Origin of the sequence: Micromonospora fulviviridis (genome assembly GCF_014648395.1) — a bacterium.
GTDB lineage: Bacteria > Actinomycetota > Actinomycetes > Mycobacteriales > Micromonosporaceae > Micromonospora > Micromonospora fulviviridis.
This window is the reverse complement of record NZ_BMRA01000007.1, coordinates 203,753-218,692: the sequence shown is the minus strand read 5'-3', so window position 1 is coordinate 218,692 and position 14,940 is coordinate 203,753. Positions and strand designations below refer to the sequence as shown.

The 14,940-nt window shown below is 73.7% G+C and carries 12 protein-coding genes; 9 read left to right on the top strand and 3 right to left on the bottom strand.

Going from position 1 to position 14,940, the window contains the following annotated elements:
- Window position 1 precedes the first annotated feature (1 nt).
- Both pgm and wecB read left to right on the top strand, forming a co-directional pair.
- Window positions 2-1,645, top strand: a complete 1,644-nt coding sequence (gene pgm, locus IEY96_RS20290) for a phosphoglucomutase (alpha-D-glucose-1,6-bisphosphate-dependent) (protein ID WP_189196384.1) — start codon at window positions 2-4, stop codon at window positions 1,643-1,645.
- 130 nt (window positions 1,646-1,775) lie between these two features.
- The gene (wecB, locus tag IEY96_RS20285) at window positions 1,776-2,900 is read left to right on the top strand and encodes a non-hydrolyzing UDP-N-acetylglucosamine 2-epimerase (RefSeq protein WP_189196383.1); all 1,125 of its coding nucleotides are present in this window, start codon (window positions 1,776-1,778) and stop codon (window positions 2,898-2,900) included.
- Between the two features lie 21 nt (window positions 2,901-2,921).
- On the opposite strand, the gene IEY96_RS20280 is transcribed toward wecB, so the two are convergent.
- Complete coding sequence (locus IEY96_RS20280; RefSeq protein WP_189196382.1) at window positions 2,922-3,845, bottom strand: NAD(+)/NADH kinase; 924 nt, start codon at window positions 3,843-3,845, stop codon at window positions 2,922-2,924.
- Window positions 3,846-3,943: 98 nt separating this feature from the next.
- Between IEY96_RS20280 and IEY96_RS20275 the strand changes: the two genes are divergently transcribed.
- The 7 genes from IEY96_RS20275 (at window position 3,944) to IEY96_RS20245 (ending at window position 12,912) form a co-directional block, all read left to right on the top strand.
- Window positions 3,944-5,542 carry an O-antigen ligase family protein gene (locus IEY96_RS20275; protein ID WP_189196381.1) on the top strand — a complete coding sequence of 533 codons (1,599 nt, stop codon included), beginning with the start codon at window positions 3,944-3,946 and terminating at the stop codon, window positions 5,540-5,542.
- Window positions 5,542-7,050 (top strand): lipopolysaccharide biosynthesis protein, encoded by a 1,509-nt coding sequence (locus IEY96_RS20270; RefSeq protein WP_189196380.1) that lies wholly within the window; start codon window positions 5,542-5,544, stop codon window positions 7,048-7,050. Before IEY96_RS20275 ends, IEY96_RS20270 begins: the two co-directional genes overlap by 1 nt.
- Window positions 7,047-8,177: a hypothetical protein gene (locus IEY96_RS20265; protein WP_189196379.1), complete on the top strand. Its 1,131-nt coding sequence runs from the start codon at window positions 7,047-7,049 to the stop codon at window positions 8,175-8,177. Before IEY96_RS20270 ends, IEY96_RS20265 begins: the two co-directional genes overlap by 4 nt.
- Window positions 8,178-8,206: 29 nt before the next feature.
- Window positions 8,207-9,412 carry a glycosyltransferase family 4 protein gene (locus IEY96_RS20260; RefSeq protein WP_189196378.1) on the top strand — a complete coding sequence of 402 codons (1,206 nt, stop codon included), beginning with the start codon at window positions 8,207-8,209 and terminating at the stop codon, window positions 9,410-9,412.
- Window positions 9,413-9,521: 109 nt separating this feature from the next.
- Window positions 9,522-10,562 carry a polysaccharide biosynthesis protein gene (locus IEY96_RS20255; RefSeq protein WP_189196377.1) on the top strand — a complete coding sequence of 347 codons (1,041 nt, stop codon included), beginning with the start codon at window positions 9,522-9,524 and terminating at the stop codon, window positions 10,560-10,562.
- Entirely contained in the window at window positions 10,556-11,680 is a 1,125-nt protein-coding gene (locus IEY96_RS20250) for a polysaccharide biosynthesis C-terminal domain-containing protein (RefSeq protein ID WP_189196376.1), read from the top strand. The genes IEY96_RS20255 and IEY96_RS20250 overlap by 7 nt, the downstream gene beginning before the upstream one ends.
- On the top strand, window positions 11,677-12,912 hold the full coding sequence (locus IEY96_RS20245) for a glycosyltransferase family 4 protein (RefSeq protein ID WP_189196375.1): 1,236 nt from the start codon (window positions 11,677-11,679) through the stop codon (window positions 12,910-12,912). Before IEY96_RS20250 ends, IEY96_RS20245 begins: the two co-directional genes overlap by 4 nt.
- Window positions 12,913-12,961: 49 nt before the next feature.
- Here the strand turns inward: IEY96_RS20245 and IEY96_RS20240 are convergent, their stop codons facing one another.
- Both IEY96_RS20240 and IEY96_RS20235 read right to left on the bottom strand, forming a co-directional pair.
- Window positions 12,962-14,110, bottom strand: a complete 1,149-nt coding sequence (locus tag IEY96_RS20240) for a DegT/DnrJ/EryC1/StrS family aminotransferase (protein ID WP_189196374.1) — start codon at window positions 14,108-14,110, stop codon at window positions 12,962-12,964.
- Complete coding sequence (locus IEY96_RS20235) at window positions 14,107-14,823, bottom strand: sugar transferase (RefSeq protein WP_308429938.1); 717 nt, start codon at window positions 14,821-14,823, stop codon at window positions 14,107-14,109. Before IEY96_RS20235 ends, IEY96_RS20240 begins: the two co-directional genes overlap by 4 nt.
- Window positions 14,824-14,940 lie beyond the last annotated feature (117 nt).

Sequence of the window (14,940 nt, the reverse complement as noted above, 5' to 3'; positions counted from 1 at the left end):
CGTGGCCCACCCCCGTGCCGGCCAGCCCGCCGAGCCCGCCGACCTGGTCGACGTGCCCCGGCTGGTCACCGCCTACTACGCCGGGCACCCGGATCCGAGCGACCCGGCGCAGCAGGTCTCGTTCGGCACCTCCGGGCACCGCGGGTCGAGCCTGCGCAACGCCTTCAACGAGGACCACATCCTCGCCGTCACCCAGGCGCTCTGCGACTACCGGCGGGAGCAGGGCCTGGACGGCCCGCTGTTCCTCGCCCGGGACACCCACGCGCTGTCCGCACCGGCGGAGGCCAGCGCGCTGGAGGTGCTCGCCGCCAACGACGTCACCGTGCTGGTGGACAGCCGGGACGGCTACACCCCGACGCCCGCGCTGTCGCACGCCATCCTCACCCACAACCGCGGCCGCACCGCCGGGCTCGCCGACGGCATCGTCATCACGCCCTCGCACAACCCGCCGGACGACGGCGGCTTCAAGTACAACCCCACCCACGGCGGGCCCGCCGACAGCGACGTCACGAAGTGGATCCAGGACCGCGCGAACAGCATCCTCGCCGCCGGGCTCAAGGAGGTGAAGCGCATCCCGTACGCGCGGGCGCGCGCCGCCGACACCACCGGGGGGTACGACTTCCTCGCCCGCTACGTCGACGACCTGCCCGCCGCGCTGGACGTGGCCGCCATCCGGGACGCCGGGGTGCGCATCGGCGCCGACCCGATGGGCGGGGCGAGCGTGGCGTACTGGGGGGAGATCGCCGAGCGGCACCGCCTCGACCTCACGGTGATCAACCCGACGGTCGACCCGACCTGGCGGTTCATGACCCTGGACGGCGACGGCAAGATCCGGATGGACTGTTCCTCGCCGAACGCGATGGCCTCGCTCATCGCGGCCCGCGACCGGTTCGGGGTCTCCACCGGCAACGACGCCGACGCCGACCGGCACGGCATCGTCACGCCGGACGGTGGCCTCATGAACCCCAACCACTACCTGGCCGTGGCCATCCGCCACCTCTTCCGCACCCGCGAGCAGTGGGGGCCGGCCGCGGCCGTCGGCAAGACCCTCGTCTCCTCCTCGATGATCGACCGGGTCGCCGCCGACCTCGGCCGCCCGCTGCTGGAGGTGCCGGTCGGCTTCAAGTGGTTCGTGCCCGGCCTGCTCGACGGTGCGGTCGGCTTCGGCGGCGAGGAGAGCGCCGGCGCCTCGTTCCTGCGCCGGGACGGGAGCACCTGGACCACCGACAAGGACGGCATCCTGCTCTGCCTGCTCGCCTCGGAGATCATCGCCACCACGGGGAAGACCCCGAGCCAGCACTGGGCCGAGCTGGCCGAGCGCTTCGGCGCGCCCGCGTACGCCCGGATCGACGCCCCGGCCAGCCGGGAGGAGAAGGCGGTGCTGGCCAAGCTGTCGCCCGAGCAGGTGACCGCGACCGAGCTGGCCGGCGAGCCGATCAGCGCGACCCTCACCACGGCGCCCGGCAACGGGGCGTCGATCGGCGGGCTCAAGGTGACCACCCAGTCGGGCTGGTTCGCCGCCCGGCCGTCGGGCACCGAGGACGTCTACAAGATCTACGCCGAGTCGTTCCGGGGCCCGGAGCACCTCGCCCGGATCCAGGAGGAGGCGAAGGCGCTGGTCTCCGAGGTGCTCAAGCGGGCCTGACGGATCCCCACCGCGCACAACCTCCCCCGCGGCCGTCTCGTTGCTCCGGGGGAGGTGCCGTGGCGTGTCTGGTGCGCGACGGCGGTGCGCGCCGGCGTCACGCCGCCGGCCCGATGCGAGGGGACGGGCCATGACCCGCGTCATGACGGTGGTCGGCACCCGACCGGAGATCATCCGGCTGTCCCGGGTGATGGACCGGCTGGACCGCACGGTCGAGCACGTGCTCGTGCACACCGGGCAGAACTGGGACCCGACCCTCTCCGACATCTTCTTCACCGAGCTGCGGCTGCGCCGGCCGGACCGGTTCCTCGGCGTCGACACCGCCTCGCTGGGCCGGGTGCTCGGCGGGGTCCTCGTGGGGGTCGAGGAGGCCATCGCCGCGTACCGGCCGGACGCGCTGCTGGTGCTCGGCGACACCAACAGCTGCATCGCCGCGCTGATGGCCCGGCGGATGCGGGTGCCGGTCTACCACATGGAGGCCGGCAACCGGTGCTTCGACCTCAACGTGCCGGAGGAGACCAACCGGCGGCTCGTCGACCACGTGGCCGACTTCAACCTGGTCTACACCGAGCACGCCCGGCGCAACCTGCTCGCCGAGGGCCTGCACCCGCGGCGGATCCTGCACACCGGCTCGCCGATGCGGGAGGTGCTGGAGCACTACCGTGCCGACGTCGACGGGTCCACGGTCCTCGACCAGCTGGAGCTCACGCCGGGCGGGTACTTCGTGGTCAGCGCGCACCGGGAGGAGAACGTCGACCGGCCGGACCGGCTGCACCGCCTGCTCGACTGCCTGCGCGCGGTCCGCGACGAGTGGGGCCTGCCGTTGCTGGTCTCCACCCACCCCCGCACGCGTAAGGCCCTGGAGGCCCTCGCGGTCGACGACACGGCGCTGGAGGGCATCGCCTTCCACGAGCCGTTCGGCCTCATCGACTACGTACGCCTGCAGACCAGCGCGCGGTGCACGCTGTCCGACAGCGGAACCATCAGCGAGGAGGCCGCCATCCTCGGCTTCCCCGCGGTGACCCTGCGCGAGTCGATCGAGCGGCCCGAGGCGCTCGACGCCGGCGGGATCATCATGACCGGGCTGGACCCGCACGGCGTGGTGGAGGCGGTGCGGGTCGCGGTCGACCAGGTCGCCGCGGAGGGCGTGCCCTGCCCGGCGGACTACCGCGTGCCGGACACCTCCCGCCGGGTCGTCGACTTCATCCTCTCCACGGTCCGCCGGCACCACCAGTGGGCCGGCATCCGGGTCTGACCGCCCGGGCCGCCGCCCCGGTCAACAGGGCGGTTCCAGCTCCCGCTGGTCGCGCTCCCGGCGCAGTTCCTCGGGGAGCAGCTCGCGGAGCTGGTCGGGCAGGAACGGCAGGTCGAGCAGGCTCAGCTTGAGCTGGTTGCGTTCCTGGTAGCGCTGCGGGTCGAAGCGGACCACCCGACCGGCGTCCCGGCGGTAGCGGATCTGCACCGCCCCCTCGGTCGCCGCGTCCTTGATCACCAGCCCGTCCATCTCGACGGCGACCGCCGCCGAGTGCGGCCGGAGGTCGAGCCGGATGCTCTCCTCCGGGGCGAGCACGACGGAGCGGGAGATGCCCGCCATCGGCGCCGACGGGGTCACCACCACGGCGTCCGCCGCCGGCGAGATCAGCGGGCCGCCCGCCGCGTAGCTGTACGCCGTCGAGCCGGTCGGCGTGCTGACCACCAACGCGTCGCAGCGGTAGTAGCCATACCGCTGGCCGTCCACCGCGAGGGTGGCGGTGACGAACCCGGAGCCGGGCTGGCGGACCAGCGCGATGTCGTTGAAGGCCACCACGTCGTCGCCGCAGACGTCGCAGGCGAGGCAGGCGTGTGACTCGACGGTGAAGTCCTTCGCCGCGAGCCGGCTCAGCGCGTGCGGCAGGTCCGGGGGCTCGACCTCCACGAGGAAGCCGAGCCGGCCCAGGTGCACGCCGAGCACCGGCTTCGGGTCGCGCACCGCCATGCGCAGCGCGCCCAGCATGGTCCCGTCGCCGCCGATGCTGATCAGGGCGTCGGCGCGGGTGGCCAGCTCGTCCGCCGGGACGGGCTCGACGCAGGACGGTACCCGGTGCTCGTCCTCGGCGCGGACCAGCAGCGTCTTGCGGTGGCCCGACGCCCACCGCTCGATGATCCCGACCACCTCGGAGACGTCCCGGGTGGGGTGCAGCACCAGACCCAGTCCCGCCACCCGTACAGCTCACCACATCCGGAGGCGGTCGGCGGGGCGTACGGGCAGGCCGGAGGCGGGACGCCGTGATCAAGTAACCGTCGCGCACCCTTGGTCGTTTGGGTGACTGTGGTCCCGCCGCACCGCGTCGAGGGCGTGCCCGGTTCACGTTCCTGCGGTCGCAAGGCTCGACAACCGTCAATCGTCGCGACAGAGGAAGCAATGGATCAGCATTCGGCAGTTCCGATCGGGCCCCGTGCCGCGGCGGTCAGAACGACCGGCGTGAAACGGTGACCGCCCCGACGCCTCTCGACAGCGGCGACACCGCCGCGGCACCTCCCGAACCCGGCAAGGTGCGGTTGCTGCTGCTGGCGCTTCTTCCGGGTCTCGCGGCGCTGGGCGCCTACGCCACCATCGATCTCTCTCCGGCGACCTTCCCGAATCTCTACCGGCTCGTCGTCGTCCTCGCCGTCGTGCCGGCGTTCATGCTGCTGGTCAGGCCGCGGACGGCCACCGCCGTGGTGCCTCGGCTCTTCATGTGGCTGGCGGTGACCTGGGCGGTGTGGCTGCCCGTCTCGCTCTTCTGGACCGTGGACGCGGACATCGGGCTCCGCAAGATCGGCTCGATCTCCTACGCGTTCGCGGCGGGGCTCTGCGTGCTGGCCTTCTCCGGTGGCTCCCGCACCGGCGTCGCCACGCTGCGCCTGGGCTGGACCGTGGCCTTCCTGGTCACGGGAGCGATCGCGGTCTGGGAACTGCAGTCGGGACGTCACCTGTCGGAGGGAGCCGCCCTCGGCCCCGACACGACGCTCATCGCCAGCACCTTCTACAACCCCAACAACTACGCCGGATTCCTGTTGACCTGCCTCCCCTTCCTCGTCTGGGGCGGCATCGTCGCGCGGTCGACGCTGATCCGCGTCCTGCACGCCGGACTCGTCGTCTTCTGGATCGTCCTGATCGTGGCCACCCAGAGCCGCACGGGCTTCCTCGGCGCGCTGGTGATCGGCCCCGTGGCCGTGTGGTGGTTCGGGCGGGCGGCGAGCCTGCGCCAGCGGCCGGTGGCGGTGCCGGTGCTGGTGCTCGGCCTTGCCGCGTGGATCGGTCTGTCGCTCGCCGCCGCGAGCGAGCCGGGGCAACGCGTGCTGGGACAGTTCACGTCCCCCTTCGAGGAGAACGACAGTCTGCGCGCCTCCGACCAGATGAGGGTCAACCTGACGCTGCTGGGCTGGCGGCTGTTCGTCAGCTCCGGGCTCCTCGGGCGCGGGGCCGGTTCGTTCGAGCTCCTCGCCGGCCAGTGGCAGGAGGTCGATCTGGGCGGCACGACGATGGCCCACAACAGCTTCGCCGAGATCGCCGCCGAATTCGGCCTGCCGGTGCTGCTGCCGCTGTTCGCCGTCATCGTGGTGCTGGCGCACGTCACGTTACGGCGGAAGGCCGCCGCGGCGCACCGGGCGGAGGCGTTCGACCTGCGCATGGCGACCGGCCTCGGCCTTGCCGGGTTCGCCGCGAGCGGTCTCGCCGCCAGCTCGATCCTGGCCTCGCCCTGGTGGTGGCTGCTGCTGGGCCAGGCTTCGGCCCAGGCCTGGCTCCTCTACCGGATGTGCCCGCCGCGAGGCGAGCGGCCGACCGGCCAGGGGCCGGCGGGCAGCCCGTGGGTCCGGGTCGACGATCAGGTCGCCGGCCCGCGACCCCTCCTCGTCGGAGCGAGGAGGAGTTAGTGCTGCGACGCCACTCCGGTCCCGGGGCGTCTCCCTTCTACCGGCACGTGTCCCACCTCGCGGTCAGCACCGCCCTGGCCCAGGGCATCGCGATGCTGACCTCCGTGTTCCTGGCTCGCCTCTACGCGCCGAGGGAGTTCGGCGAGTTCTCGATCGCGCTCTCGCTCGCCCTGATCATCGCGACCGCGGCCACCCTCCGTCTGGAGATGGCGATTCCGCTTACCGAGGACGAGGGTGAGGCCGTGGTGCTCACGGCCACCGCCGTCGTCGCCGCGGTGCTGGTCGCCGTCGCCCTGCTGGCAGTCCTGGCGATCCACCTGGTGGCGACCGGCCACCGGTGGTCCGCGTTCGGTGCGGGGGCGGGCGTGTGGCTGGTGCCCGCCATGGTCGCGACACTCGGCACCTCGGCGGCCGCCCGGATGCTCCAGAGCCGCCGGGAGAGATTCGCGGCGGTCAGCCGAGCAACGGTGCTGGGCGCCGCCGTGCAGGGCGTCGGGCAGCTCGTGGCTGCGCCCCTGGGCGCGGGCGCGACCGGCCTGACCGGGGGCTACGTCGCGGGACGCGCCTGGTACTCGGTGGCGCTGCTGCGCCGCTCGGGGGTTCTCGGCGTCCGTACCGCCTCCGAGTGGTGGTCGGCGGCCGTGAAGTGGCGCCGGTTCGCCCTGCTGACGAGTCCGCCCGCGTTGCTGAACATGATCAGCGTCGGGGCGATCGCGCCGGTGGTGGCGGTCTGCTACGGAGTGACGGTCTCCGGGCTCTTCGCGTTCGCGACCCGCCTGCTGACCCTGCCGGCCGCCCTGATCGGGCAGGCGGTCGGCAGCGTCTTCTTTCCCAGGATCGCCGCTCTGGAGCGGGACGGGGGCGACATCCGGCTCGCCGTGGAGCGGGTCACCACCGGTCTCGTGTTCCTCTCGGTGCCGACCTTCGGATTCGTCCTCCTGCTGGGCCCGGAGCTGTACGTGCTCGCCTTCGGCGCCGAGTGGCGGACCGCCGGGTCCATCTCGGCCCTGCTCGCACCCTGGCTCGCCGCCTCGTTCGTGTCGTCGCCGCTCAGCACGCTCATGACGGTCAAGGACCGGCTCCGCAGCCTGCTGCTGCTGTCGGGCGTGGAGACCGCGCTCCGGCTGGGCTCGCTCGCGTCCGGGCTTCTGGTCGGCTCCGCCATGGTCGGGATCGGCGCGTACTCCTTCAGCGGCCTGGCGATCAGCATCGGTTACGTGGGCTGGTCGCTGCGCCTGGCCGGATCGAGCCTGCGTGGCTGGGCCGGTTCCATCCGGAGCTACCTGCTCCTGGTCGGTGTGGCCTATCCGGTTCTCCTGGTCGCCCGGGGGCATTTTCCGCGGCCCGTCTCCGTGGCGCTGGCGGTCGCGTTGACCGTGGTCCTGCTCGGCTTCGCCGCCCGCTGGCTCTACCGGCACCGGCCGGGCGGCCATGGGGGCACGCCGAAGCCCCCGGGGCCGTCGAGCGGCAGCGCGGTCTCGCCCGTGACCTCGGGAGCCAGCCGATGAGCCTGTCCAGTCGCCGGCGGGAACAGCTGGGCGAGGCGCCCCCGGCGGGCCCGTCCGCGCGGTGGCGCCTGGCCGTCGGGCCCGCGAACTACGCCGGGCAGGCGCATCAGTGGGCCCGCGCGGTCGAGCGCCGCCTGGGCGGGTCCGCGGTCTCGTTCGCGGTGGAACAACGTCCCCGCCTGCGGCCCGGGCGCCGGATGTCGTTCCACGCCGACCACCGGCTGCCGCACCCGCGCATGACCACGCCGTGGGGGCGGAGCTGGCGGATGCGGCGCGTCCTGCGGGGCGCCACCCACGTCGCGGTGGACGGCTTCCTGCCGGTGTACGGCCGCGTGGGCAGGTCGGATCTCGCCGGGGACGTCCCGCGCCTGGCCGACCTGGGCCTGCGGGTGGCACTGATCTCGCACGGCACCGACCTCCGCGACCCGGACGCCCACATCGAGCGAAATCCGTTCTCGTACTACGCCACCGCTCCCCGCGAGTGGGTGGACCTCGCTCGTGGGCTCGCCCGCCGTCATCGGACGATCGCCGCGGACCTCGGCGTCCCACTCTTCGTCAGCACACCCGACCTGCTTCTCGACGCGCCGTGGGCCTCCTGGCTGCCCGTGTCCGTCGCGGTCGCCGACTGGTGGACGCCACGCCCGGCCCTGACGGCCCGGCGCCCGACGGTGCTCCACCGCCCCAGTCGGACCGTCCCGCCGATCAAGGGCACGCAGGTCATCGACCCCGTCCTGCGGGACCTCGCGGCCCGTGGCCGCATCCGCTACCTGGCTCCGGAGACGGTCGCCCACGCCGCCATGCCCGATCTGGTGGCCGGCGCCGACATCGTGGTCGACCAGATCCTCACGGGCAGCTACGGGGTGGCGGCCGTCGAGGCCATGGCCGCCGCGCGGCTGGTCGTCGGCTACGTGGATCCCCCCACCCGGGCGCTCATGCCGGACCAGCCACCGATCGTGGACGCGCCACCGGACCGCTTCGCGGCGGTCATGGAGGAGATCCTCGCCGACCCGGCGGTCTACGCGGACATCGCGGCGGCCGGCCCCGCGTACGTCGCCAGGTGGCACGACGGAACAGCGGCGGCCGAGGCCCTGCGCCCGTTCCTGGACGGGTCGATCGCCACCACGTGACCACGTGACCCGCCGACGCAGGGAGAACCATGGACGAGCCGAACGGCCAGATCAGAACAGATCGGTGGCAGCTACGTGCGCCGACCGCACCCGCGCTGCACCGCACCGTCTGCGTGCCGACCGTCCACCCGGTGGGCGACCAGCGGGTCCTCCGGTGTGCGCAGTCGGTGCTCGACGCCGGGTTCGACGTCCACTTCATCTGGCTCGGTGGCGAGCCGGGCGAGTACGCGCCCCACGACCGCGTCCGGGAGACCCGGCTCCCCGCGCCGACGTCGTTCCGGGAGCGGATCCGGCTGGTGCCGCGGGTCGCCGAGCTGGCCCGCCGGGCGGATCCCGACGGCTGGCACATCCACGACTTCTACCTTCTGCCGCAGGCACGCCGGTGGGCCCGCCGGACCGGCCGGCCGGTGCTCTACGACGTCCACGAGTACTACCCCGAGTACTACTCGGATCGACTGCCCGGCCCGCGGCTGCTGCGCCGGCCCGCCCACCGCGTGATCACCGGTGTCGAACGCCGGTACGCCTCGGTGCTGGCCGGGGCGAACGTCGCCACCGAGGAACTCGGTGACCGGTTCCGTGGCTGGGGCATCCCCACCTCGGTCACCCCGAACTACCCGGCGGACGCGCTGCTCGGCGACGCGCCTCGGCCGCTCGTCCCGGAGCTGTTGCGCCGGGTGGTGCACACCGGCACCCTCACCTCGATGTTCGGCGCCGAGGTCATCGTCGGCCTGGCCCACGAGCTGGCGCGGGTCGTGCCGGAGGTGGAGTTTCTCGTGGTGCGGCGGTTCCCCTCGGCCGCGGCCCGGCGGGCCTTCGAGGGACTGCTGCACCGGCACGGCACGCCGGCGAACCTCGTCCTGCTCGACCCGATGCCGCCGCACGAGGTCGGCCGGCTCCTGGCGAGCTGCGGGATCGGCGTGTCGGCGCTGCAGGACGTCGGTCAGGCGGCCCTGTGCGTCAGCACCAAGCTCTACGAGTACGCCACGGTCGGGCTGGCCGTGGTGGCCTCGGACCTCCCGGCGACCCGGCGCTTCGTGACCCGCTCCATGGTCGGCGTGCTCGCCGACCCCCGCCGGCCGGAGGCCTTCGCGCATGGCGTGCGGCGGTTGCTGGACGACGCCGACGAGGTGTGCGTGGCGGCGGACCGGTACGCGGCGGCGGCCCGCGCGGAGCTGTCCTGGGAGCGGACCTGCGCGCCCCGGCTCCGCACGCTCGTCAGGCAGGCGGTGCGCTGAGGGACTTTCGTCTGGTTTATGCCTGTTTCCGTTTCTTCGTCCGGTCCCGCCTCGTTGGCCCTGTCAGGTACGTCAAGGTCGCGGCCGAGCAACGAGGAGCGGAGTTTCTGTGACTGTCCTTCCTGCCGGGTGCCGGGTGTTGATCACCGGTGGCACCGGCTCCTTCGGTCAGACGATGGTGCGCCGCCTGCTCACCCACGACGTCGGCGAGGTACGGGTGCTCAGCCGCGACGAGGCGAAGCAGGACGCGATGCGGCAGACCGTCGGCGAGAGCCGGGTGCGCTACTACGTCGGCGACGTGCGGGACCTCGACTCGGTGGCGCGGGCCTGCCGGGACGTCGACTACGTGTTCCACGCCGCGGCGCTCAAGCAGGTGCCCTCCTGCGAGTTCTTCCCCCTCGAGGCCATCCGGACCAACGTGCTGGGCAGCGCGAACGTGGTCGAGGCGGCCGAGGCCAACGGAGTGAGCAACGTCGTGCTGCTCAGCACCGACAAGGCCGTCTATCCGGTCAACGCCATGGGCATGAGCAAGGCCCTCATGGAGAAGGTGGCGCAGGCCCACGCCCGCAACCACCCGGACAGCCCGACCACGGTGAGCTGCGTCCGCTACGGCAACGTCATGTACTCGCGCGGCTCGGTCATCCCGCTGTTCATCGAGCAGATCAAGGCCGGTCGCGCGCCGACCGTCACCGACCCGCAGATGACCCGGTTCCTGATGTCCCTGGAGGAGTCGGTCGACCTCGTCGAGCACGCGTTCCAGCACGCGCAGGCCGGGGACATCTTCATCCGCAAGGCGGCCGCCTGCACCATCGGCGACCTGGCCGAGGCGGTCTGCCGCCTCTTCGACGTGCCGGTCAAGCTCGACCTGATCGGCCTGCGGCACGGCGAGAAGCCGGACGAGACGCTGGCCACCCGCGAGGAGCTGATCCAGGCGCAGGACTTCGGCGACTTCTTCCGAGTGCCCGTCGACGCCCGCGACCTCAACTACGCCCTCTACGTCTCCGAGGGGGAGATCGGCGCCGGCCCGGTCGAGGACTTCAACTCCGCCAACGCGCCCCGGCTCGGCGTACCCCAGATCATGGACCTGCTGCGCACGCTGCCCGAGGTGCGCGCGGAGCTCGCGCTGCGCGATCCGGCGCTGGCATGCTGAGGCTGGCCCTCACCGGGGCCGGCGGCTTCCTCGGCTGGCACGTCCGGGTGCTGCTGCGCGCCCTGGGCTGGCCGGAGCCGGTCGTCCTCACCCGGGCCGACCTGGCCGACCCGGCGCGGGTCGCCGCCAGGGTGAGCGGCGTCGACCGGGTGCTGCACCTGGCCGGGGTGAACCGGGCCGACGACCCGACCGAGGTGGCGGCCGGCAACGTCCGGTTGGCCGCCGCGCTGGCCGACGGGCTGCGGGCCGCGCCCGTCCCGCCCGGCGGGGTGGTCTACGCGAACTCGGTGCAGGCCGGCAACGGCACCCCGTACGGCGACGGCAAGGCCGCCGCGGCGGCCGTGCTGGCGGACACCGGCCTGCCCCTCGACGACGTGCCGCTGCCCAACCTGTACGGCGAGCACGGCCGACCGTTCTACAACTCGGTGGTCGCCACCTTCTGCCGGGTCCTGGCCGAGGGCGGCCGGCCGGAGGTCCACCAGGACCGGCAGCTCGACCTGGTGCACGTCACGGACGCGGCGGCGCGGCTCGCCGGCGTCCCGGCCGGCGGCTCGTGGGACCCGGCGCTGCCCGCGCTGCGCATCGGCGTCCGGGAACTCGCCGACCGGCTCACCACGATGGCGACCGGCTACCGGGTCGGGGACATCCCGGCGCTGCCCGACCGGCACCACGTCCGGCTGTTCAACACCTACCGCTCGCACTGCTTCCCGGCGCACTACCCGATGCCGCTGACCCGGCGGGCCGACGCCCGCGGCGAACTGGTCGAGGCGGTCCGGGCGCACGGGGGAGCGGGACAGACCTTCTGCTCGACGACCCTGCCCGGCGTCACCCGCGGCGAGCACTTCCACCTGGCCAAGGTGGAACGGTTCGTGGTGCTGCGCGGCGCCGCCGACATCTGCCTGCGCCGGGTCGGCGACGGCGAGGTGCTGCGGTTCCCGGTGTCCGGGGACGAGCCGGTGCTGGTCGACATGCCGACCATGTGGGTCCACAAGATCGTCAACACCGGCCCGGACGAGCTGGTCACGCTCTTCTGGACCAACGAGCTGTTCGACCCGGCCCGGCCGGACACCTGGGCCGAGCCGGTGGACCTGGCGCCCCGGGTGGCGGTGCCGGCGTGAGGATCGGACTGGTCAGCCAGTGGTATCCGCCGGAGGGCGTCTTCATCCCGGGGAACCTGGCCCAGGGGCTCGCCGAGCGGGGGCACGAGGTCCGGGTCCTCACCACGTTCCCCAGCTATCCGCACGGCCGCACCTATCCCGGCTGGCGGCAGCGGTGGCGGCACCGTGAGGAGCAGGGCGCGGTGCGGGTCCGGCGGGTGCCGTCCTATCCCAGCCACGACACCTCCGCCGCGCGGCGGGTGCTCAGCTTCGCCTCCTTCGCCGCCACCAGCACCCTCGCCGGGGTGAGCACCCTGCGGGGCGTCGACGTGACGTACGTCTACCACCCGCCGCCCACCACGGTCGCCGCGGCCGCCCTGCACCGCATCGCCCGGCGAACCCCGGTCGTGCTGCACGTCCAGGACCTCTGGCCCGAGTCCGTGCTGCACTCGGGGATGGCGCCGACGGGCTGGGCCGGCCGCGCGTTCGCCGGCGGCCTGACCCGGCTCATGCGCGCCGCGTACCGGGTGGCCGCCGCCGTCGTGGTGATCTCGCCGACCATGGCCGACCTGGTGGTCCGGCAGGGCGCCGACCCGGACCGGGTACGGGTGGTGTGGAACTGGACCGACGACGGGCTGTTCCGGCCGGTGCCGGCGTCGGCGGAGGCGCGGGCGGCGATCGGACACCGGGGGCGGTGCACCGTGATGTTCGCCGGCAACCTCGGGCTGCTCCAGGGCATCGAGACGGCGATCCGCGCCGCCGCGCTGGTGCGGGACCGGATCGACCTGGTCCTGGTCGGCTCCGGCGCCGACGAGGACGCCGCCCGCCGGCTCGCCGCCGGGCTGGGCGCCGACAACGTACGTTTCGTCGGCCGGCAGCCCGCCGACCGAATGGCGGACCTCTACGCCGCCGCCGACTGGCAGCTCGTCTGCCTGCGCGACCTGCCGGCGCTCGCCGGCACCATCCCGTCCAAGCTGCAGGCCGCGCTGGCGTGCGGGGCACCGGTGATCGGGTCGGTGGCCGGCGACGCGGCCGCGCTCATCGGCTCGGCCGGGGTCGGGTTGGTGGCCGCCCCGGAGGACCCGCGGGCGCTCGCCGCGCGGTTCGCCGAGGCGGCGGCGCTGGCGCCCGCGGCACGGGCGGAGCTGGGGGCGCGGGCCCGACAGGTCTACCTCGACCGGATGTCGTTGTCGGTGGGCGTGGACCAGTTCGAGGACATCCTCACGAAGGCCGCCGCTCGGGCGCGCCGCTGACCGTTCACTCGGTGTCCCGCCGCGGCTTCCGCGGCGGGACACCCGGCCGTCAGCGGGCGGCCGATCCGGTGCGGCCGGCCAGGAACTCGTCGATCGCCCCCAGCACGACGCCGATCTGCGGCTCGGTGAGCGCGCTTCCGCTGGGCAGCGTCAGCCCGTGGGCGAACAGGCGGTCCGCGGCGCCGGTGAGGCAGCTCTCCGCGTCGGCGTACGCCGGCTGGAGGTGCATGGGCTTCCACACCGGACGGGTCTCGACGCCCCGCTCGGCGAGGTGGTCGGCGAGTTCCCGGGCCTGCCAGCCGGAGCGCTCGGGGTCCACCACGAGGCTGGTCAGCCAGCAGTTGGCCGCCGCGTCGTCGGCGCCGATCAGGGTGACCCCGGGGACCGGGGCGAAGAGCTTGGCGTACCGGTCGCGGAGCTGCCGCCGGCGGCCGATCATCCCGTCGAGGCGGCGCAGTTGCGCGCGGCCCAGCGCGGCCAGCAGGTTGCTGAGCCGGTAGTTGTAGCCGGTCTCCCGGTGCTCGTAGTGCCGGGTCGGCTCCCGGGCCTGGGTGGACAGGTGACGGGCCCGGGCGAGCAGGGCGGTGTCGTCGGAGACGATCATCCCGCCGCCGGAGGTGGTGATGATCTTGTTGCCGTTGAACGAGAGCACACCCACCTGGCCGAAGGAGCCCGCGCCGCGTCCGGCGTGCGTGGCGCCCAGCGCCTCGGCCGCGTCCTCCACGATCGGCACCCCGGCCTCGGCGCAGACCGGCTCCAGCGCGGAGTAGTCGGCGCAGGCCCCGAAGAGGTCGACCGGGACGACCGCGCCGACCCGCTCACCGCGCGCCCGCAGGCGGCGGAGCAGGTCGGCGGTGAGCGGCACGTCAAGGTTGCCGGTCTGCGGGTCGCAGTCCACGAACACCGGACGCGCGCCGGTGTACCGGACCGCGTTGGCGGTCGCCACGAAGGTCAGGGTCGATACCACGACGACGTCCCCCGGCCGCACCCCGACCCCGAGCAGGGCCAGGTGCAGGCCCGCCGTGCCGGAGCTGACCCCGACCGCTCCCCGGGTGCCGACCCGCGCCGCGATCTCCCGCTCGAAGGCCTCCAGGTCCGGTCCGACCGGCGCGACCCAGCCCGAGCGCAGCGCGGCGATCAGGTACGCCTCCTCCAGCGGCCCGACGTCCGGCGCGGACAGGTGGATGGTCTGGCTCATCGGTCAGCCCCGGCGGGTGTCGTGGCGGCGGTGTCGCGCCACTCGGCCGTGCTCCGGCTTCCGGCGCCGACGAACTCGGGCGCGGTCGCCATGCCGGCGGCCGAGATCCCCTCCCGCCGTAGCACCGTGCCGACGGTCGCCAGGAGGATCGACAGGTCGAGCCGGAGGGTGCGGGTGTCCACGTACCGGACGTCGAGCCGCAGCTTGTCCTCCCAGCTCAGGCTGTTGCGGCCGCGTACCTGCGCCAGGCCGGTGATGCCGGGGCGCACCTCGTGCCGGCGGGCCTGGGTCGGGGAATAGCGCGGCAGGTACTCGGGGAGCAGGGGGCGGGGCCCGACCAGGCTCATGTCGCCGCGCAGCACGTTCCAGAGCGAGGGCAGCTCGTCCAGGCTGGTGGCCCGCAGGAACCGCCCCAGCGGGGTGAGCCGGTCGGCGTCCTCGACGAGCCCGCGCGCCGGGTCCGGCGGCCGCATCGTGCGGAACTTCACCAGCCGGAAGGTACGGCCGTGCCGCCCCGCGCGCGGCTGCCGGAACAGCACTGGCCGGCCGAGCCCGACGGCCACGGCGACGGCCACCACCGCCGTCACCGGCGCCGCCAGGATCAGCAGGAGCAGCGCCGCCACCACGTCGAGTACGCGTTTGCGCCGGTCCGGGCGGACCGGCTGCCCCACGGCCGCGGGTGCGGGCGGGCTGAGCACAGCAGACGTCGGCACCGGTGCCACCTCCACGCTCTCCCGGCGGGTCAGGTCAAGGCCGGCAAAAGGCCGGATAAGGGAATCCGCCGGGGTTTTCCCCCTCAATAAACCGACGGACCAGCCGGGAGGACGCGG